This window comes from Psychroserpens mesophilus (assembly GCF_000826645.1).
In the GTDB taxonomy this organism is placed as follows: domain Bacteria; phylum Bacteroidota; class Bacteroidia; order Flavobacteriales; family Flavobacteriaceae; genus Psychroserpens; species Psychroserpens mesophilus.
Genome location: NZ_JXJP01000003.1, coordinates 173,670 through 194,524, shown reverse-complemented (window position 1 = coordinate 194,524; position 20,855 = coordinate 173,670). Strand labels below are relative to the sequence as shown.

20 protein-coding genes are annotated in these 20,855 nt (G+C 33.0%); 14 read left to right on the top strand and 6 right to left on the bottom strand.

What is annotated here, in order from left to right:
- Nucleotide 1: 1 nt before the first annotated feature.
- Nucleotides 2–385, bottom strand: coding sequence for a hypothetical protein (locus TD18_RS04725; RefSeq protein WP_040249199.1), 384 nt, complete (start codon nt 383–385; stop codon nt 2–4).
- Nucleotides 386–486: 101 nt separating this feature from the next.
- Nucleotides 487–864 carry a helix-turn-helix domain-containing protein gene (locus TD18_RS04720; RefSeq protein ID WP_040249196.1) on the bottom strand — a complete coding sequence of 126 codons (378 nt, stop codon included), beginning with the start codon at nt 862–864 and terminating at the stop codon, nt 487–489.
- A gap of 304 nt (nt 865–1,168) precedes the next feature.
- On the opposite strand from TD18_RS04720, the gene TD18_RS04715 reads away from it, so the two are divergent.
- The 3 genes from TD18_RS04715 to TD18_RS04705 all read left to right on the top strand — a co-directional run bounded on the left by TD18_RS04715 (nt 1,169) and on the right by TD18_RS04705 (nt 3,464).
- Nucleotides 1,169–2,308, top strand: coding sequence for a M14 family zinc carboxypeptidase (locus TD18_RS04715; RefSeq protein ID WP_040249193.1), 1,140 nt, complete (start codon nt 1,169–1,171; stop codon nt 2,306–2,308).
- 64 nt (nt 2,309–2,372) lie between these two features.
- Entirely contained in the window at nt 2,373–2,852 is a 480-nt protein-coding gene (locus TD18_RS04710; RefSeq protein ID WP_040249191.1) for an Lrp/AsnC family transcriptional regulator, read from the top strand.
- Nucleotides 2,853–2,948: 96 nt separating this feature from the next.
- Nucleotides 2,949–3,464 (top strand): DinB family protein, encoded by a 516-nt coding sequence (locus TD18_RS04705; RefSeq protein ID WP_040249188.1) that lies wholly within the window; start codon nt 2,949–2,951, stop codon nt 3,462–3,464.
- 52 nt (nt 3,465–3,516) lie between these two features.
- Here TD18_RS04705 and TD18_RS04700 read toward each other — a convergent pair whose 3' ends face one another.
- Nucleotides 3,517–4,002: a hypothetical protein gene (locus tag TD18_RS04700; protein WP_040249185.1), complete on the bottom strand. Its 486-nt coding sequence runs from the start codon at nt 4,000–4,002 to the stop codon at nt 3,517–3,519.
- 145 nt (nt 4,003–4,147) lie between these two features.
- Here TD18_RS04700 and TD18_RS04695 point away from each other — a divergent pair, with 145 nt between their 5' ends.
- Nucleotides 4,148–7,084, top strand: a complete 2,937-nt coding sequence (locus TD18_RS04695) for an FAD-binding and (Fe-S)-binding domain-containing protein (RefSeq protein ID WP_040249182.1) — start codon at nt 4,148–4,150, stop codon at nt 7,082–7,084.
- A 1-nt stretch (nt 7,085) separates the two neighbouring features.
- On the opposite strand, the gene TD18_RS04690 is transcribed toward TD18_RS04695, so the two are convergent.
- Entirely contained in the window at nt 7,086–7,928 is an 843-nt protein-coding gene (locus TD18_RS04690) for a UDP-2,3-diacylglucosamine diphosphatase (protein ID WP_040249179.1), read from the bottom strand.
- 186 nt (nt 7,929–8,114) lie between these two features.
- Here TD18_RS04690 and aroC point away from each other — a divergent pair, with 186 nt between their 5' ends.
- From aroC to TD18_RS04650, 8 genes are all read left to right on the top strand, one after another.
- On the top strand, nt 8,115–9,176 hold the full coding sequence (gene aroC, locus TD18_RS04685; protein ID WP_040249176.1) for a chorismate synthase: 1,062 nt from the start codon (nt 8,115–8,117) through the stop codon (nt 9,174–9,176).
- Nucleotides 9,177–9,189: 13 nt separating this feature from the next.
- Nucleotides 9,190–9,456: a hypothetical protein gene (locus tag TD18_RS04680; RefSeq protein ID WP_040249173.1), complete on the top strand. Its 267-nt coding sequence runs from the start codon at nt 9,190–9,192 to the stop codon at nt 9,454–9,456.
- Nucleotides 9,457–9,486: 30 nt separating this feature from the next.
- Nucleotides 9,487–10,932 carry a dicarboxylate/amino acid:cation symporter gene (locus tag TD18_RS04675; RefSeq protein WP_040249170.1) on the top strand — a complete coding sequence of 482 codons (1,446 nt, stop codon included), beginning with the start codon at nt 9,487–9,489 and terminating at the stop codon, nt 10,930–10,932.
- 69 nt (nt 10,933–11,001) lie between these two features.
- Complete coding sequence (gshB, locus tag TD18_RS04670; RefSeq protein WP_084205843.1) at nt 11,002–12,039, top strand: glutathione synthase; 1,038 nt, start codon at nt 11,002–11,004, stop codon at nt 12,037–12,039.
- Nucleotides 12,032–12,853 carry a sulfurtransferase gene (locus TD18_RS04665; protein ID WP_040249164.1) on the top strand — a complete coding sequence of 274 codons (822 nt, stop codon included), beginning with the start codon at nt 12,032–12,034 and terminating at the stop codon, nt 12,851–12,853. Before gshB ends, TD18_RS04665 begins: the two co-directional genes overlap by 8 nt.
- A gap of 2 nt (nt 12,854–12,855) precedes the next feature.
- Complete coding sequence (locus TD18_RS04660) at nt 12,856–13,185, top strand: hypothetical protein (protein WP_040249161.1); 330 nt, start codon at nt 12,856–12,858, stop codon at nt 13,183–13,185.
- 5 nt (nt 13,186–13,190) lie between these two features.
- The gene (locus tag TD18_RS04655) at nt 13,191–14,021 is read left to right on the top strand and encodes an N-formylglutamate amidohydrolase (RefSeq protein ID WP_040249157.1); all 831 of its coding nucleotides are present in this window, start codon (nt 13,191–13,193) and stop codon (nt 14,019–14,021) included.
- The gene (locus TD18_RS04650) at nt 14,021–15,181 is read left to right on the top strand and encodes a flavohemoglobin expression-modulating QEGLA motif protein (protein WP_040249154.1); all 1,161 of its coding nucleotides are present in this window, start codon (nt 14,021–14,023) and stop codon (nt 15,179–15,181) included. Before TD18_RS04655 ends, TD18_RS04650 begins: the two co-directional genes overlap by 1 nt.
- 521 nt (nt 15,182–15,702) lie before the next feature.
- On the opposite strand, the gene TD18_RS04645 is transcribed toward TD18_RS04650, so the two are convergent.
- Nucleotides 15,703–16,122 carry a thiol-disulfide oxidoreductase DCC family protein gene (locus tag TD18_RS04645; protein ID WP_040249151.1) on the bottom strand — a complete coding sequence of 140 codons (420 nt, stop codon included), beginning with the start codon at nt 16,120–16,122 and terminating at the stop codon, nt 15,703–15,705.
- Between the two features lie 22 nt (nt 16,123–16,144).
- The gene (locus TD18_RS16595) at nt 16,145–17,959 is read right to left on the bottom strand and encodes a tetratricopeptide repeat protein (protein WP_052461046.1); all 1,815 of its coding nucleotides are present in this window, start codon (nt 17,957–17,959) and stop codon (nt 16,145–16,147) included.
- A gap of 371 nt (nt 17,960–18,330) precedes the next feature.
- Between TD18_RS16595 and TD18_RS04635 the strand changes: the two genes are divergently transcribed.
- Together TD18_RS04635 and TD18_RS04630 are read left to right on the top strand one after the other, a co-directional pair.
- Nucleotides 18,331–19,269, top strand: a complete 939-nt coding sequence (locus tag TD18_RS04635; RefSeq protein ID WP_040249148.1) for a hypothetical protein — start codon at nt 18,331–18,333, stop codon at nt 19,267–19,269.
- A gap of 26 nt (nt 19,270–19,295) precedes the next feature.
- Nucleotides 19,296–20,855, top strand: a complete 1,560-nt coding sequence (locus TD18_RS04630; RefSeq protein ID WP_160289452.1) for a thiol-activated cytolysin family protein — start codon at nt 19,296–19,298, stop codon at nt 20,853–20,855.

Here is a 20,855-nt window from a genome sequence, read left to right as displayed (position 1 = left end):
ATTAATCTATTTTTTTTGCAGTTCCTTTTTCAATTCGCCGCTTCTTGTAAGGTTCTTTCATGGCTAATTGATATTCAAAAGTATACGAGTCTTCAGTAGTGCTCAATATTTTGAAATGAATGGCTTTTTCTTCTGCCATCGATTTGGGATGAATTGTTTTTTGAATAAACTCACAATCATTTATCCATCTTACAGAAGCTGAATCTATTTGGTTATCATAGTAATCTATATTCAAGGATTCGGTGCGCACAAACGTACCTGTTTTTTCAATACCATCAACAACGTAAGTGAATTCAAACGTTCCTGTTTTAAAATCTGTACAATTTCGGTCAACGGTATAGCAACTGGTTAAAAGCAAACAGCAAATTAATAACGGAAGTTTCATTAAATACCTTTTTATGCAAAATTACAAAATGGGAATTGATTTGTAAGATATATGTACAAATTCCTAAATACAAGTGGTCTTGAACTGATTATATGAGGTTATTATGAGTTTTCAAAATTCTGGAAACTACCATCCTTGTAGAAGATCACGATACGTTCAATTGTTTTATCTGAAGAATTTAAGTTTTGAATCATTTTTGAACTCGATGTGGTGCCTTCATTATTTTCTAATACATAACTTTCAGTTCTAGGTTCCGAAGGAAATGTGCCTTTGCCATTCATTAGCCAATACAATTCAACTTCAGGAAAGGAGGAAAGTACCTTCAAAACAAAATCTAAACTAGGTTTATTTCTGCCAGACAATATGTGTGAAATACTAGAACGTTGCACACCAATTTTTTCAGCAAAAGAAGATGCAGATTCACCATAATAGTCGATTACTTTTTGTAGTCTTTTTATAAAATCTTCAGTGTTTATCATTGTAAACAAATGTTTCATGCTTTCTAACGTTACAAATGTAAACTTATTTTATAACATGAATGCAACAGAACTTTAAATTTTGAATTTATATAGAACTAATACTTTATATAAATTAGTTTAATTATCTGAAATAAAATAATTTAAAATAAAATTTAAATAGCAATTGAATTTTTCGCAATACTGTATTTGCGTTTCACTTGAAAGACTGTTAGTTTGTTTAATGTTGTAATCAAAACGGTTGGGTTTTGTTGTTTACAAATGTAAAACAGCATTTGTTTACCTTTGTGCTATTCAATATACTTTCATGCAAACAGAACGACTACATTCTCTATTTAAATCTTTCAAAGAGTCATCACTTTACGGACGCTATATCCATACAAAATCCATAGCAGAGCTTTTAGAACATCCCAAGTTAAAGTCGTGTGTTAGTAGTATTGGTAAGTCGGTTAATCATGAAAATATTTATAGCATCACTTTAGGTTTTGGCTCTAAAAAAATCCTGATGTGGTCTCAAATGCATGGAAATGAAAGCACCACTACTAAGGCAATTTTTGACTTACTTAATTTTTTATTAGCTTCTGAAGCGGAATCGAGGTCTATTTTAGAGACGTGTACGCTTAAAATTATTCCAATATTGAATCCAGATGGCGCAAAAGCATATACACGTGTAAATGCAAATGAAATTGATTTAAATAGAGATGCTCAAGATCTATCGCAACCTGAAAGCCTAGTTTTGCGACAAACTTTTGAGTCTTTTAAGCCAAATTATTGTTTTAACCTTCACGGACAGCGAACTATTTTTAGTGCAGGGAATACAAAACATCCAGCAACCGTATCATTTTTGGCTCCAGCTCAAGATGTAGACTGTACAATTACCAATACTAGAAAAATAGCTATGGAAATCATTTCAGAAATGAACAAAATTCTCCAGAAACAAATCCCAAATCAGGTAGGTATTTATGATGACGCTTTTAATCTTAATTGTGTAGGAGACACATTTCAAAGTTATAATGTACCTACTATTCTTTTTGAAGCAGGACATCAGTTCAACGATTACCATCGAGAGCTTACTAGAGAATTTATGTTTCAGTCTTTGGTAGTTGCAATTCAATACATTTCTGAAAATAATATATCAGGAGAACAATATGCCGATTATCTCAAAATTCCTGAAAATCAGAAGCTATTTTATGACATTATCATCAGAAACACTCCAAATGGCGACATTGGAATTCAATATCAAGAAACATTAATTGATGACACCATAGAATTTATACCTAAAGTCGAAAATATTACAGATTTGAGCTCTTTTTTTGCTCATAATGACATGAATGCTAATGGGCATGAGGTTTTTACTGCTGCTGGTGAATTGATTTCAATAGGAAGCGCAAACGATTTCGTGTGGATAAATAATGAGAAATCTTCACTGAAATTGAAAAAAAACTAATAATTAGTACATTATCTTCATCAATTTTGCGTTATTTTTGTTTAAAATTTAAAGAAACTGAGAAATGGCAAAATACAAATTAGATGAAATTGATCATCAAATTTTAGACATGTTAATTGATAATACTAGAATTCCTTTCACTGATATTGCAAAAAAATTGGTGATATCAGCTGGAACTGTTCATGTTAGAGTTAAAAAAATGGAAGAGGCTGGAATTATCCAAGGATCGTCATTAACATTAGATTATAAAAAACTTGGATACTCATTTATTGCATATGTTGGTATATTTCTAAATAATACATCTCAAACTAAATTTGTTTTAGAACGTATTAATGAAATCCCATATGTTACTGTAGCTCATATTACAACTGGGAAATTTAATATTTTCTGTAAGGTCAGAGCAAAAGACACTTCTCATGCTAAAGACATTATTTTTATGTTAGACGATATCGAAGGAATTTACAGAACTGAAACCATGATTTCGTTAGAAGAAAGTATAAATGACAAAAAACGCTTAATGCATACTATTTTTAACGAATTGTAGGCGTAACACTCATAACTATCTTAATATTTGAGAATCCCTTTATCAATAGTATGGTAAAGGGATTTTTTTGTTACTTTGAATCACAAATTAATTACAATGACTAAAGATCAGCTAGACAAAAGCGAATACAATCCATATTTTCAGCTATATATTGATTGTGCAGGAGCCTTAAATTTAATTAAGGGATTAAAGCAAAATGGAGATGATATCATTACTTTTTTAGAATCTATTTCTGATGACAAGTATGATTATGCTTATGCCGAGGGCAAGTGGACGATTAAAGAACTTATTCAGCATATAATTGACACTGAACGCGTATTTACGTTTAGGGCTTTGTCATTTGCCAGAAAAGAAAAAAAAGCTTTGCCAGGTTATGACGAAGACGATTATGCTGTTTCCAGTGAGGCAAACAGAAGATCTAAACAGGATTTACTGAATGAATTACATGTTTTAAGACAGGCAACTGTTGCGTTATTCGAAAGTTTTTCAAAGGATATGTTAATTCAAATGGGGAATGCTAGTAATAATAATATCTCAGTCAGAGCCATAGGTTTTATTTTGATTGGGCATGGTAATCACCATTGTAAAATAATAAAAGAACGGTATCTGTAAAAAAAAACAGCCACCTGAAATTCAAGTGGCTGTTTTTCATGAATACATATGATTAGAATCTGTATCTTACACCAAGTGCGATATCAAAATCTAAGTCGTCTCTATAATCTCCAAATCCAAATTCTGGTCTAGCATCAATAGATAGTTGTAATGGAATATCAAAATTATATTCAATACCAATATCTCCAGCTAAAAATAAAAAAGTCTCACTGTCATCAAATCCTCTTGGGACATTGTCAAAACTGTAAGATCCAATTCCTCCACCTGCACCAGCATACCAGTTAAAGTTACCGTCAAGTTGCCATACCCATTGGTACAGTCCAGCTAATTTGAAGCCATTGTAGTTATTTCCGCTTCGCAACCCTAAATCTAATTCTAAGCGATTGTTGTCTCCTAAAGCTCTTTGGTAAGAGATTTCTGCTCCAAATCCATCGCTATCGCCTAAACGAATACCAATGGCGTTATCGGAAATATCCTGAGCGCTAGATGCTGTTATAAAGCCAAAAAACGCTACTGCTACTAAACATAATCTTTTCATAATTTAAGAGTTTTTAATTTAAGTTCAATTAATTATTAATGTTGTCGTAAAATTATAACGGCAAAATTATGTTAAAATTGAATCAATAGCATTAATTTTAAGACAAAATTATATCCTATTTCACTAAAATTTTGACTCATTCACCATGCCAAGCATTAGTATTCATGAACTAAACAAGCTAAAGTCAAGTTTATCAGGTGATTTGTATTACGATGCGTTAATGAAAGCATTGTATGCAACTGATGCTTCTGTGTATAGAAAGTTGCCATTAGCAGTTGCGTTACCTAAAACACATTCTGATATTAAACAACTCATTAGGTTTGCAACAACTCATAAATCATCATTAATTCCCAGAACGGCAGGTACGTCTTTGGCTGGTCAATGTGTCGGAGAAGGCATAGTAGTTGATGTATCCAAGTATTTCACTAAAATATTGGATGTCAATGAAAAAGCGAAGACTGTTACGGTTCAGCCAGGTGTTGTGCGCGATGAATTAAATAACTATTTAAAACCTTTCGGACTCTTTTTTGGTCCAACTACTTCGACATCAAATCGTTGCATGATTGGTGGAATGGTTGGAAATAATTCTTCAGGAACAACCTCTATTCAGTATGGTGTAACTCGAGATAAGGTTCTTGAATTGCATACTATTTTGAGTGATGGGAGTGAAGTGGTATTTTCTGAATTAACTTCTGAAGCTTTTCTGAAAAAAACACAACAAGCTGATCTAGAAGGTGAAATTTACAACCAAATCTATAAGGAATTGTCATCAAAGGAGGTGCGACAACAAATTTCAGACAACTTTCCGAAGCCTGAAATACACAGAAGAAATACGGGTTATGCCATAGATGAATTGATTCATACGGGTGTCTTTTCAAAATCTAACAACAAGTTTAATATGTGCAAGTTGCTTTCCGGTAGCGAAGGCACACTTGCATTTACAACACAAATCACCTTACAGTTAGATGTGTTGCCTCCTTCAGAATCTATCATGATTGCTGCCCATTTTGATAGTATTCAATCTTGTTTAAATGCTGTCGAGCCTATCATGAAGCATAATTTGTTTACATGTGAAATGATGGATAAAACCATTTTAGACCTCACAAAACACAACAAGACGCAACAGGAAAACAGATCGTTTATCGTTGGTGATCCTAAAGCGATTTTAATGTGTGAAGTCAAAGCTGAAACCCTTGAAGATGCAACAAGGATAGCTCAGGATGTTCTGCAAACACTTGAATTATCTGAATTAAGCTATGCTAATCCAATACTTTTAGGTAAAGATATTGATAAAGCGAATGAACTTCGAAAAGCAGGATTAGGTTTGCTAGGAAACATGATAGGTGACCAGAAAACAGCAGCTTGTATTGAAGATACAGCAGTTTCTGTTTCCGATTTATCAAACTACATTGAAGAGTTTACTTTGTTGATGCAAAATCATGGACAAAACGCTGTGTATTACGCGCATGCTGGAGCAGGAGAGTTGCATTTACGTCCAATACTGAATTTAAAAAAGAAAGCAGATGTAGAGTTATTCAGGAAAATAACTACTGATGTTGCGCATCTCGTAAAGAAATATCAAGGCTCCATGAGTGGAGAACATGGCGATGGCATTGTTAGAGCTGAATTTATTCCATTGATGATTGGCGAAGACAATTACGAGATTTTAAAAAGAATTAAATCGGCTTTTGATCCCAACAACATTTTAAATCCAGGAAAGATTGTCGATGCGTTTCCTATGGATAAATCGCTTCGTTATGAACCTGACAGACAAGAACCTGAAATAGAAACGCTTTTAGATTTTTCAAGTTCCTTAGGTATTTTGCGAGAAGCTGAAAAATGTAATGGTTCAGGCGATTGCAGAAAGCTTCCAGAATTTGGCGGAACGATGTGTCCGAGTTACAGAGCAACACGAAATGAAAAAGATACCACCAGAGCGCGTGCCAATGCCTTACGTGAGTTCTTGACCCAATCTGATAAACCCAATAAATTCAATCATAAAGAATTAAAAGACGTCTTCGATTTGTGTTTGAGTTGTAAAGCTTGTGCTAGTGAATGTCCGAGTAGTGTTGATGTTGCCAGTTTAAAGGCAGAATTCCAGTATCAATATCAAAAGACTAATGGAACAACCTTTAGAGATCGTTTTTTTGCAAATTCAACTAAATACAATACGCTTGCTTCTAAATTTCTAGTTGTATCAAATTTTATATTTAAAAACGCTATAACTTCTGGAATATTAAAGACTGTACTTAAAATCCATGGCAAGAGAAGTTTACCACTAATTTCAGAAGATAATTTTAGTAAAGAAAATAAAGTAATAAGCGTATATAAAGTTGAGCAACCTATAATTAAATCGGTTGTACTTTTTATTGATGAATTTTTGAGGTTTAATGAAAGTGAAATCGTTAATGATGTCTATTATTTATTAGTAAACCTTAACTACAAGGTAAGCATAGTAAGTGATAGACAATCAGGAAGATCACAAATTTCTAAAGGGTTTTTAAAGGAAGCAAAAGCTATAGCAAATCAGAATATAATTTATTTTAAAGATTCAATTTCAGAACACACGTCTTTAATTGGCATTGAACCTTCAGCAATACTTACGTTTAAAGATGAATATTTGAGATTGGCAGATGATAAAGCTTCAGCAGAACATATTGCAAAACATACTTTTTTAATCGAAGAATTCATTCAGCAAGAAATAGCATTAGGCAATATCACTTCAGAACAATTCACGAAGGAATCTAAAACGATTAAGTTTCATGGACATTGCCATCAAAAAGCATTAGCCAATCAATCATCAAGTTTTGCAGTATTAAATTTACCGGAAAATTACAACGTGACAATCATTCCTAGTGGCTGCTGCGGAATGGCAGGAAGTTTTGGTTTCGAAAAAGAACATTACGATATCAGTATGCAAATAGGCGAACAGACCTTATTTCCAGCGGTAAGAAAAGCTTCTGAAGAGGTTCTAATTTCAGCAAACGGAACAAGCTGTAGACATCAAATAAAAGACGGAACGCAACGGAAGGCATTGCATCCTGTAACAATTTTAAGACATGCGCTTCTTGAAAGTCAATAAATTAGCTTGATTTCTTTTTGTCAATAATGGTAATAGCAGCAATTAAATCTTTGACCTCCATATCTTTTACGTCTTCATCTGCATAAAACGCTCTCAACTTGTCGTTGTTGTAATTATAGATTTTCCAGCGTTTAAATTGATATTCTAAAGCCGTAAAATTTTCAACCCAATCTCCTGAATTTAAATAGGTTGTTTTTCCGTGCTTATTCTCTTTAATTAACATTTTCGGCTGATGAATATGTCCGCAAATAACATAATCATACTTGTTTTCAATTGCTAAATCTGTTGCTACCTTTTCAAAATCATGCACATACTTTACAGCACCTTTTACACTATCTTTAATTGTCTTTGATAGCGAATAACGCTCCTTGCCTAAACGCTCTAAACACCAATTGACGAAACGGTTTAGAAGAATTAAAAAGTCGTAGCCATAACCTCCTAATTTAGCCAGCCATTTTGCATTTTGTATGGAAACATCAAAAACATCACCATGAAAAAACCAGGCTTTCTTTCCGTCTAGTTCTAGCACAACTTTATCAACTATTGAAATGTTTCCAATTGTCGTATTACTGAATTTTCGTAGCATTTCGTCATGATTACCAGTGATGTAAATTATTTCAACACCTTCAGTAGCCATATCTATAAGTTTCTTTATAACTCTCAAATGTGATTTCGGAAAGTATCGTTTTTTAAACTGCCAGATATCAATAATATCTCCATTTAAAATTAATTTTTTAGGATGAATACTGTTAAGGTAAGTCAGTAGTTCCTTGGCATGACAGCCATAGGTGCCTAAATGAACATCTGAAACTACAGCAATTTCTATTTTTCTTTTAATTTTCAAAGGCTAATAATCTAATTCATTGCAAAGAACAATGTTCTGTATTAACTAAGTATCAATTAATTATTATTAAAATTTAAGCGAATTGTTAACCTATTGTTATGTTTTTTTTGCAGTTGATACGTTGCTTTATGGCCATCTGTTTTTGTTTCTCTATTTTTACAAGTACTTTAGCATAAAACTTACTATATGGCAGGAAATACCTTCGGAAACATTTTTAAACTGACAACATTTGGAGAATCTCATGGTCTGGCTATTGGTGGAATCATAGATGGCTGTCCTGCAGGCTTGGAACTCAATTTAGAAGCTATTCAAAATGAATTAAATCGTCGTAAACCTGGACAATCTGCAATTGTTACACAACGAAAAGAGCCTGACACTGTCGAGTTTCTCTCTGGATTATTTGAAGGAAAAACAACAGGAACTCCAATTGGATTTATCATCAAAAACACCAATCAGAAATCTAAAGACTATTCTCATATTAAGGATGTATATCGTCCCAGCCATGCCGATTATACTTACGAAAAAAAATATGGCATTAGAGATTATAGAGGAGGAGGACGAAGTTCAGCAAGAGAAACAGCATGCCGCGTTGTTGCTGGTGCCATTGCAAAACAATTGATAAACACTATTAAAATTAATGCGTATACATCTTCAGTAGGTGATATTTTTCTTGAAAAGCCATATCAGGATTTAGATTTTTCTAAAACTGAAAGTAATGCTGTTCGTTGTCCAGATCAGGAAACAGCAGAACGTATGATAAACAAAATAAAAGCTATAAAAAAAGAAGGTGACACTATTGGTGGTACAATTACTTGTGTGCTTCAAAACGTTCCAATAGGTTTAGGAGAACCCGTTTTTGATAAACTGCATGCCGACTTAGGAAAAGCGATGTTAAGCATCAATGCTGTAAAAGGTTTTGAGTATGGAAGCGGTTTTTGTGGTGCAAGAATGACAGGTAGTGAACATAACGATTTATTTAATGAGGATGGTTCGACCAAAACGAATTTATCTGGAGGAATTCAAGGTGGAATTAGCAACGGAATGGACATTTATTTTAGAGTGGCTTTTAAGCCAGTAGCAACCATAATTCAAAAGCAAAATACGTTGGATAGTTCTGGAGATATTGTTGAAATGCAAGGTAAAGGCAGACATGATCCTTGTGTTGTACCAAGAGCGATTCCAATCGTAGAAGCCATGGCAGCTCTCGTGTTGGCTGATTTCTATTTGCTGAATAAAATATACAGTTAATAATTAATTTAGTTTGACTAAAGAAGAGAAAAATGCTGAAAAAAGTAAAACGATGTCATTGACAAATGCAGAGTTTTTAAAGTTTTTCTTTTTCCCTGTTTTGAATAAAAGTTTTGGTTTTGACAATCATCAACTGAACAATGAGGAAGATGATCGATTTATAAAACACGGATTTGACAAGAAATTAAAGGAAGCAAAATCGGCTAGACTTTACGGAAGATTCTTTTACTTCGGAATTTCAATATTAATTGCTGTAATTGTTAAATATTACAGTTCATAATAAACAAGAACTTAATATCAACTTTGATATATGAAAAAACTGGCACTTCATTGGAAGATTATTATAGGAATGGTACTCGGTATTATTTGGGCATTATTGTCCAGTACTATGGGTTGGAGTTCGTTTACAATCAACTGGATTGATCCTTTTGGCACTATTTTTATAAATTTACTAAAACTTATCGCTGTACCACTGGTTTTATTTTCAATTATTAGTGGAGTTGCCAATATTGGAGACCCAAATAGCTTAGGCAGAATGGGAGGGAAGACCTTAGGTATTTATTTAATTACTACCATCATGGCTATTTCACTCGGCTTATTATTGGTTAATACCATTAAACCAGGAGAATTAATAGACGACCAAAGTCGAATTGATAATCGTATTAGTTATGAAATTTGGGCAGACTCTCAAGGTTATGAACTTAAAGATGGCATTAATTATTTAAAAGATCCAGAGTATTTTGAACGTGCGCAAGAGATTTCAGAATTAACAAAAAGTGAACTTCAGGAAGCTGCTGTAGCCGATAAATTAGAAACGGTTCAAAAAAGAAAAGAAAGCACACCATTACAACCACTTATCGATATTGTTCCCAGTAATTTTTTCTACTCATTATCGAATAATGGACTCATGTTGCAAATCATCTTTTTTGCTGTATTTTTTGGTGTATGCTTGTTATTTATTCCTTTAGACAAGGCAAAACCAGTATTGAATCTTGTTGATGGGATAAATGAAGTTTTTTTAAAAATGGTTGATATTGTCATGCAAGCAGCTCCATTTTTCGTATTTGCTTTATTAGCAGGTGTTGTGAGTAAAATGGCAGGTGACGATATTGGTAAAGTTATTGAAATATTTAAAGGATTGAGCTGGTATTCATTGACTGTATTAGCAGGATTGTTATTAATGATTTTTGTAGTGTATCCAATTATTTTAAAAGCATTTGTGAAGAAAATTCCGTATTCAGGGTTTTTTAAAGCGATGAGTCCTGCTCAAACCCTTGCATTTTCGACGTCGAGTAGTGCAGCAACACTTCCTGTGACTATGGAATGCGTGGAGCAAAATCTTGGTGTCAATAAAAAAATAAGCAGTTTCGTTCTGCCTATTGGAGCTACTGTAAATATGGATGGTACGAGCTTATATCAAGCCGTAGCTGTTATATTTTTAGCACAAATGCATATGATAGATTTAACCGTCGCTCAACAAGTTACAGTTGTTCTTACAGCAACTTTAGCCTCTATAGGTTCTGCAGCTGTGCCAAGTGCTGGATTAGTTATGCTTATTATTGTATTGGATTCTGTAGGTTTAAATCCTGCTTGGATTGCAATTATTTTTCCAGTTGACAGAATTTTAGACATGTTTAGAACTGTAGTAAATGTTACAGGAGATGCAACCGTTTGTTCGATAATTGCTGATGGAGAGGATATGTTAGATTATAGAGAGCACGATAATCCGACACAAACATTCGATTTAGATTCTTAAATCATCAATCATTTTACTATTTAAGAGAATTTTTATAATTTAACAAGTTCCAATCAAAACCTTACATACATGAATATATGTTTTATTATGTATCCTTGGGAAAATATAGATCCTGAAAATGATACCAGCTTAGCTTTAATTAAAGAATGTGTTAAACGTCATCATGGTGTTGCTATGTGTACTCCAGCGAATCTAACAATTAGAGACAGTGTGACTAATGCATTTTGTAATGTGATTAGTCGGATGGACAAAGTACCTTCTAGTCTTAAAGCATTTTATAACAAAGCGAAGTTAAGAGAAGAAATGTTGCCTCTGGCAGGTTTTGATGCCATATTCTTTAGGGCAAATCCGCCTTTAGATCCTATTATGCTTAATTTTTTAGACTCTGTTAAAGACGATGTTTTTATTGTAAATTCATTAGAAGGCATGCGAGAGGCTAATAACAAACTCTACACAGCTGCTTTTGGTGACGCGCATAGTAATATCATTCCGAATACACATGTATCAAAAAATAAAGAGTATCTGGTTAAGCAAATCAAAGAGTCAAAAGCTGATAAAATGATTTTAAAACCTCTTAATGGTTTTGGTGGTTCTGGCGTTATTTTAATTGAAAAATCAGCCATGAGTAATATTAATTCCTTATTAGACTTTTACATTACCAGTGGAGAAGGTTCATCAAATTACGTCATTCTACAGGATTATATAGAAGGTGCAGATCAAGGTGATGTAAGAATATTATTGTTGAATGGCGAACCTGTTGGAGCTATGAAACGTGTTCCTGGTTCTGATGACCATCGATCAAATGTGTCTGCTGGAGGTTCAGTTCAAAAACATACATTAAGCAAAGCAGAAAAAGCACTTTGCAAACAAATTGGTCCGAAATTAGTCAAAGACGGACTCTATTTTGTTGGTATTGATGTGATTGGCGGCAAACTGGTCGAAGTAAATGTGATGTCACCTGGCGGAATTACGTACATTAATAAAGTTTATAAAAACAAAATTAAAGTTGAAGAACGCGTGATTGATTTCCTTGAAAGCAAGGTCTTAGATCAGCTTCAGGCCTTTGACAGACGAGTGCGTTTACGTAAAACGGTTGAGGATGCTTGATGGGAATCCGTTCGTGTCAACCATCGTCAATTGTAAATGGTTGTATGACAATCAATACCTAGATGATCTTATTATTTTGGATGCCAGCGAACAAATTACAAATTCTGGCACTGCAGGCTATATTCCTAATTCGAGATTAGTAGATATTAAAGGTAAGCTCAGTGATGCTAATGCTCCATTTCCAAATACAATTCCGTCACAACAACAGTTTCAGGATGAAGCACGTCGACTCGGAGTTAATCATGATTCTCTCATCATCGTTTATGACAATAAAGGTATGTATTGGAGTCCGAGAGTGTGGTGGTTATTCAAAACCTTCGGATTTAAAAACATTGCCGTTTTAGATGGTGGATTACCAGAGTGGAAGCGTTTGGGTTATAAAACAGAATCTACAGCTCAACAAAATGACTGGAAGACCGGAAATTTTTCAGCTTCATACGATGCTTCTAAAATGCGTTATTTTGATGATATCTCTAAATTATCTGAAAATGACGCCGTGAAAATTTTAGATGCTCGTTCCAAAGCTCGCTTTATGTGTTTAGAACCCGAACCAAGAAAAGGACTTCGAAGCGGAACGATTCCAAACTCTGAAAATCTTCCATATGCCGATTTATTAGATGGCCATTGCTTTAAATCCAAACAAGAATTAAAAAGGATTTTTGATAGCTATAATATTGAAAAGAAATCATTAACTTTCTCCTGTGGTTCAGGAATAACAGCATGCATTTTAGCCTTGGCAGCTGAAATTTTAGATTATCAACAAATCTCTGTTTATGATGGTTCATGGACAGAATACGGAACTTTAACAACTTAATTATGGCAATTACCAACTGGACAAAACAAGAGCTCGTGGCTTATATTTTATTGTTTGTTGCACATTCTGATTTAAAAGAAAGCAAAAAAGAGCATGAGTACATATTATCTCGTGTTGACGAAGCAACGTATAAGCATATTAAAACTGAATTTGATGCCGATAATGATTACCAGAGTATTACTAAAATAGTGGATGCTGTCAATACTAATACAGCCTATCGCAACAATCCTGAGGCGCTTTTTGCAGACATAAAACTTATGGCATTTGCTGATGGTCATATGGATCAGATTGAACATATGATTTATAATATTTTAAAGAAAATATTGAGTTAATAATTATGGAGCGATTATCAATTGATACTATAATTTCTAAAATTAATAACGAAGAAATTTTTCATGCTGTTGCTGAAGATTATTCATTTACTTTAAAAATTGATGACTATGTACATTACGTGTGTGGCGCAGTTCATGACGGACATCAATTTAGAAAAGAACTTTGGGATAATTGTTTACACACAGAATACGACCGATGGTTTGAAGAAGATCCTGAAACGAAACATATGGTCACATCTCATCCTATTGTCATTGCAGGTTGTGATTCTCGTTTTGAATACGATTTAAATCGAACTCCTGAAGAAGCAGTATTTGAAACGGCATGGGGAAAGCAATTGTGGAAGCAAGCTTTACCAGAAAACCAAAAACAGAAAAGTCTTAGTAAGCATGAAAATTTTTACAAGGTTGTACATGCTCTCATTTCAAAACTAGAAGAAAAATTTGATGTTTGCATTGTATACGATATGCATAGCTATAACTGGAAACGCTGGGACAGAGAAGTGCCGACATGGAATTTAGGAACTTCAAATTTGGATAACAACCGATTTGGTAAGGACATAGAATTGTGGCGACAAAGTTTGTCAGAAATACATTTCCCGCATGGTATTAAGCAAACTTCAAAGATTAATGATACGTTTCAAGGGAATGGCTATTTCCTGAAATTTATTACCAAAAACTTCAAAAATACTTTAGTTTTGGCAACCGAAATTGCAAAGATTTATTGTGATGAATATGATCAGGTGATATATCCTGAAGTTGTTGCTGCAGTTGAAAAACAACTTCGAGAGCGATTGCCTGAACATGCTGCAAATTTTTATAAAACACATAGGTTATAATGTCTCAAATTCCAAGTACAACTGAATATCAAGACTTATTTGATATTGATGGAAATCTCGATAGATTAGTTCAAAAGATTGAAGTTCTCAATTATATCAATCCGTTAAATATTGAACGCGAAAAGAAACAATTCTTTTCTTCTAAATTTACGTACGATCCGGTTTTTAATTATCCGAAAATTAAATTTAATGGTTATAAATTGCATCGTTTATTTTTTTCTCAGCGCCTCGAACGTGTTGAAGATGAAGATGTAAGGCAGTTATATGAAGATGTTATTTATGAATATTCCGGGCTTATTGAATGTATTCAGACCATAAACCAAGGACGAAAATTTTACTTCAATAGTTTAAAAAGTTTTGGTACACCTACAGAAGTTGATATCGATAATGCTAAGTTTATACTTCGTTTTGATGATAGTGATTTTGATGAAGAGTTATTACCAATGTATTCAGTTGACGATGCTGTAAACTATTTTGAAGCGTACTCAAAGCGTTATGATTTTAAATATAACATCAAGTTGTCGACTAATATTTCAGCAGCTGCCATGGTGATGAATAATACACAGACTTTAGTGTTACGTAAAAATCACAAGTTCAGTTTAAATCAGTTGAAAGTATTAACCAATCACGAAATTGGTGTTCATATGGTGACCACATTTAATGGATTGTCTCAACCGCTTAAAGTATTTTCAAACGGATTACCAAATAACGTTGAAACTCAGGAAGGCTTAGCTGTATATTCAGAATATATGTCTGGTTGTTTAACTATACAACGATTAAAAGAATTAGCCTATCGTGTTATTGCTGTCGATACACTTAATAAAGGCTACAGTTTTTCAGATACATTCGATTTACTTTTTAGCCAGCACAAACTAAGCAGAGAAAAAGCTTTCGCAATTACGTTACGTGTGCATAGAGGAGGAGGTTTCACAAAAGATCACTTATATTTGAGAGGCATTACTCAAGTTTATAATTATGCCAAATCTGGAGGTGATTTAAATCCGTTACTTACAGGAAAGGTAAGTTTAGAATATCTCGATACAATAACAAAACTTCAGAAATTAGGCTTAGCGATTCCTTCAAAATATTATACAGATGCTTACCTAAGCAATGATAATTCGAATACCAATTTAGATTTTATCTTAAAGAGTTTGAAATAAAAAAGCCTTAAAGCGCAACATTATCTTTCAGAGGTTGTTCTGAAGCAGACCATGTGTTAGACTTGCACATGATAAGAATTTGAGTCGTTCCCAACTAACTGAAGTAGGGCTCAAATTAACTGTTTTGCTTTAAGGCTTCTGTGCAATTATAATTTAAAGATAATTGATGCAGTAATAAATACAAATACCCACTGAGTAAACCTGATTTTTGATTGAGTAAACTTCTAATATTAATTAGTAAAGTCTTTTAGGTCATTAGACAAATCATTCAAATTTTAAATTGTGCATCTTATAGATGTTTTTTGCAGTTACACTTTTTTAATCAATTTTTTTATACTTTATATCGAGAATATAGCTTGATTGTAAGCATATTACGTAGGTTTACAATATCAAAATAATGTGCTATTAATCATTAACCATATTTAGATAATCCCTCAAATGTTAATGATAATTTTTTTTAGAGTTAAATTAGTTTTAATTAGTTGTTAGTTATTAAAGTCCTTTTGAGAGAAAGGACTTTTTTATGCTAAAAACTTTGCTTTTAACTCAGGAGTTGGAATCATACAAGCATCTTTCTTGCCATACCACTTGTATCTGTTTTTTGCAACAAAATCATACACCCAATTTCTAATAAAAGTAGGAACAATAAAAAAAACAGTCATTAGGGATCTTGGGAAGCTTAAATGCTTTGCGATATGTAAAGCAGCTGTTGATTTTACAGTTAGTCCTTTCTCTTCCGAATACAAAAGGATAGAATCTGTTTTAGTAGGATCTACATTAAATTTTTGAATGATTTGTTTTCCAACTTCGCTCTGTAAAGGAGCAAACATAAACCGATTAGCTTTGTCATGCTTAATCACATACAATACTGAAGCATTACAAAGATTGCAAACGCCATCAAATAATATTAACTGTTTATCTTTTGGTAAGTTGTCTATCACATTACAAAAATACGAGATAGATTTATAAGGAATTTAAAAATTGCGTTAAATCGTCATCTTTATCGAGTTGTAGCTTCTTTTTTAGGCGATACTTTGATTTTAAAACACTATCAGGTAAAACATTGAGCATAGATGCAATTTCCTTAGTAGATAAATTCATTCGTAAAAATGACGCTAATCTTATTTCTTTCTCTGTTATATCCTCAGCAATAGCTTTAATTTTATAATCAAAGTTATTGTGGACTTCTGAAAAATAGGATTTAAAGATTTCCCAATCTTTGTCTTCAGCACTTTCTTTTTTTAAGAGCATCACTAATCTTCTGAATTCAACTTTAAATAATTCTGGAGATTTTTTAATTTTTTCCAAATTCTCTTTTAACTCTTGAATGAAAGTACTTTTCTGCACCAAATGTAAAGTCTGAGATGCCAATTCCTTCTTTTTGAATTCTATTTCTTGTTTGTAAATTTCTTCTTGTTTTTCACGTTCAATGTTGTTCTTTTTTATTCGCTGTGTAAATACGAAATAGAGTAGTCCGGCAATAGTCAAAAAAGAAAACATTCCTATACCATATAACGTTTTTTGAGTTTTACTTAAAGACACATCTTTTTCTAATAAAGCAATCTGAGTTTCCTTCTTTTCAGTTTCATAACGCTCACGCATATTTGCAATTTCTTTTTCTTTATCAATGGTAAAAATAGAATCCTTCGCAGATATATATTCCTGATACACGTTAACCGCGTCTGAAGTTTTATTATTCAGAGTTAAAGCTTCAGCGTGTAATTTTAATGCATTTAAATAAGCATCTGAAACGCCACGTTCTTTTTCATCAACATAAACACGTGTTGTTTGCGGTAATGCTAATTGATATTGATTTGTTTCTAAATAGGCTTGAGCCAAAAATTTTCTATTCAGATTTTCTAACATTTTGTTGTCAACTCTCAAAGATTCCTTCAGGCAGTCTTCAAACATTTTGATCGCCAAATCGAAATCTCCATTAAAATAATGTGCTCTTCCCAAATGAGTTTTTCCGTAAAGTGCATTATTAGGTTCACTTTCTTTAAATATACCAATGGCAATTGGAAGTTTTTCGAGAGAAAGCTTATGTTTCCCGATATCATTTGCAACAATTGATAAATTAACTAAACTTGCAGCATACATGCTTTCGTCATCAGCTTTTAGAAAACCTTCAGCTGCTTCTTCATAATTAGAGATAGCTAATTCGTCATCTTTATTAGAACTATAGGCGTTTGCCAGAGTAAAAAGCAATCCGCTTTCACGATGAATATCGTTACTTGCCTCTACAAAAACACGCGTATCCAGAAGTAATTCAATCGATTTTTTAACATCTCCTAATCTCTTATAAGAACTTGCCAGTCGAATTCTACTGATTGCAATTTCACTACTATCATTTGCATACTCTGCCCAATAAATTGCTGATTCATAAATGGGAATCAAACTATCAATTTTACCTGACCTTGAAAACGCATAACCTAATTCTCTTAATAATCTATTGGTCACCAATGGATGATTTTTACCATCTAATTTAAGTCCGCGTTTAGCATAAATAATATGATCATCACTGCTGCCTGCAAAATCTAAAGCATTACAAACCTCAAAATAGGTTTGCGCAAGGATAGAATCATTTTTAATTTCCTTAGAGATATTTAATGCTTTTTCAAAATATAAATTACAGTCATTTTGTTTCTCAATTAAACATTTTGATCCCTCGTCAATTAGTGCTCTTTGATCATTTGGCAAAATATAAATTGGTTCCTGAGCATGTAAGAATCCGTTAATACAGAACACAAAAAATAATACTATCAAATACTGTTTCATAATGTCAAATTTGAAAATACTAAGATAATTATTAATAGACACAAATGACTTGATTAGTCCTGATAGCAATTTGCTCAGTCTAGAGTTTGTCCATGATATTTTGAACAAACAAATAATATAAGCAATTGTATATCAATATTTTATATTTCAATTTCCATATTCAAATCATATCAAAATATATACAGTTTATTGTGACTTGTCCATACTTTGTCCATGCTAAAAATTAGAATTCAAACCTAATCTCACTTAGTTTTGGCTTGTCATTAATAAAAAATGACATAAATATTTTGTGGTGTCTTGCACTGGATTGGCTGCAGACTTTTCCAGTTGTAAGTCGCTACAAAAATTAAAACCACAAAATCTTTATAATTATGAAAACACAATTTATTTATCAATTATGCTTTGTCATTTGTATTGGACTTGCAATGTCTTGTAGCTCAGAAGATGATGGAGATTCAAACGACCCTTCAGATAACCTAATAACTATTAATGTTGCTGAATATCCTTCAAGTGGAGATTTTATTGCCACAATTAGTTCAAATTTAGAAGGCCCTTTAACATACTCTATAACCTTTGAAACAGTAAATCAAGCCATTATTCTAAACGGTAATGAATTAAGGGTAGGTGACTTTTTAGCTTTCGACTTTGAAACCAATGAAGAACTTTTTGTAACTATTGAAATTTCTAACGGTTCAGATGCTGAAGTAAAAGAATATCGTATTAACATTCAAAACGTCGATGACATTTGGGCCTTTCTGAGTGGTAATACAAGAACAGCTTATGAAGACGCTTCACCTGGTGATTGGGTTTGGATCACAGAAAGTGAATACAACGACCTTGCAAATAATTTAGCATCAATAACAAAAAGTGGTGCTTCAGATAATCAATTATTTAGTAGTAACTCTGTACAACAGGTACCAGGTGATAAGACTTATGCGAATGCTAATGGAAATAGTATGCCAGTAGATCATTACTTCTTTGCATTTAAATATTATTCATGGTCTAGCAATGCTGCGAGTAATCGCGTAAAATTATCGGAAACATCATCAGAAGAATCATTTTCTAGTGTTGGAGAGATTTTGCCAGAACATGACGATGGTTTTAATCATTTTGTATTAAAGGGAGCAAATATAAAAACTAATTCTGAAGCTTACTTAGGTTTATATGCGTCATTAAAACTTGGAGTTAAAGATGACAATTCTAGTAGCTATAATTATGGCGAAGGGAATACTGCTACTTTAGACGATTGGGTTTTAGGCAAGGTATTACTTCAGCAAGGCCTAAGTACGTCTATAAAACAATGGGATTAATCATTTTCAACCAAAAAATTAAAAAAATGGAACATTCAAAACAAAATACAATTAAATTTTATTTAAAATTTATTTTACTATTCGTTTTTACATTTGCTGCTTTTAACTGTAGTAAGCCTGATGATAGTGATGATGGTGAAGATGAAAACCCATTTGCCGCTAGCATAAATGAATACTTACTAGGTTTAACATATGACGGAAATATTCTTTTAGATGTAAAAGACACTGGTGGACTGCCAAGTTCAAGGGATCCAATTTCAGAAACAAATGAATATACCGATCCTGTGAATGGACAAACTTCATATTGTGGAATCGTGAATTACTCTTTAGATTCTAATTTTGATGATGTCGCTATTTTAAGACCAAATATTGATGCCATTTATCCTGGAGCATTAGTTTCTGCAAATAATAATATGTTAGAAGGCGTTCCAGATCCATTATCAATTGAAAAAGGAGCTTACACGCTTAGAATAAATTTACCAGGAATTGGGCAAAATGGTGTTTTAAATATTCAAAACCCATCAAAATCAGTGGTAGATACTAAAATCGACAACGCTTTACAATGGTGGTATGCAAACGCTGGTGATAATGAAGTGCCTGCAAATTCAGTTTATAGTTCTGCAAACTTATATTCTTCGATGCAATTAAGTAGAGATATTGGTTTAAATTTATCTTGGGCAGATAATAATGTTGCAGCTCAACTAGATTTTACGAGTAATACGGAGCGAAGAGTAGCAACTATGTCTTTTAAGCAGGTATTCTTTTCTGTTACTATGGACTCGCCTGCATCACCAGCAGCTATGTTAGGAAACACCTTAACCTTGGATGATGTAAGAGCTAGAATTACAGACGAAGTACCAGCTGCCTATGTGAGTTCAGTCTCTTATGGCAAAATATTAGTTTTAAGAATGGAAACCGAATACACTGAAGAAACATCAGACATTGATCTTAGTGCAGTTCTAGATTATAGTGTTAATGTAAATGCTACGTATGATGAAGAAAAGGAATCTGTTATTGCATCCTCAACTTTTAAATTATTATCTATAGGAGGAAATGCCGAAGTAGGAGTGAGTCCAATTAGCAGTTCGGATTTCACTTCTGGTCCTGGAGGATTTATTGACGCAATCACTGGATCTAATGCTTTATTGAGTGCAAATAATCCAGGAGTACCAATTGCATATACTATGCGCTTTTTAAGAGATAATTCATTAGCAAAAATGGGATATAATACAACGTATACAGTTGAACAATGTGATCCGAGTATAGACTTTGTACATGAAGATGTAAATGTTACTAATAATTCATATCATGATACACGCTTTTACTTTAAATATAAACCATCAGGAGGAAATTTTTATTTGATTGGCCCAAAATACGAATTAAACCAAGGATCTTCCACTACAAAATCGCCACCAAATGGTGCTTATGATGTAGAAATTGTTTTCGAAAGTCAGATTGGTTGGTTTGGAGATTGGGAAGAAATAGGAGACTGCGATATAGGACATGTTACCTATGAACGCTCATACCAATTTACTGGAGGAGATATTAATGATCATGGAACTGTTCCAGGTTGTGGTACAGATTAA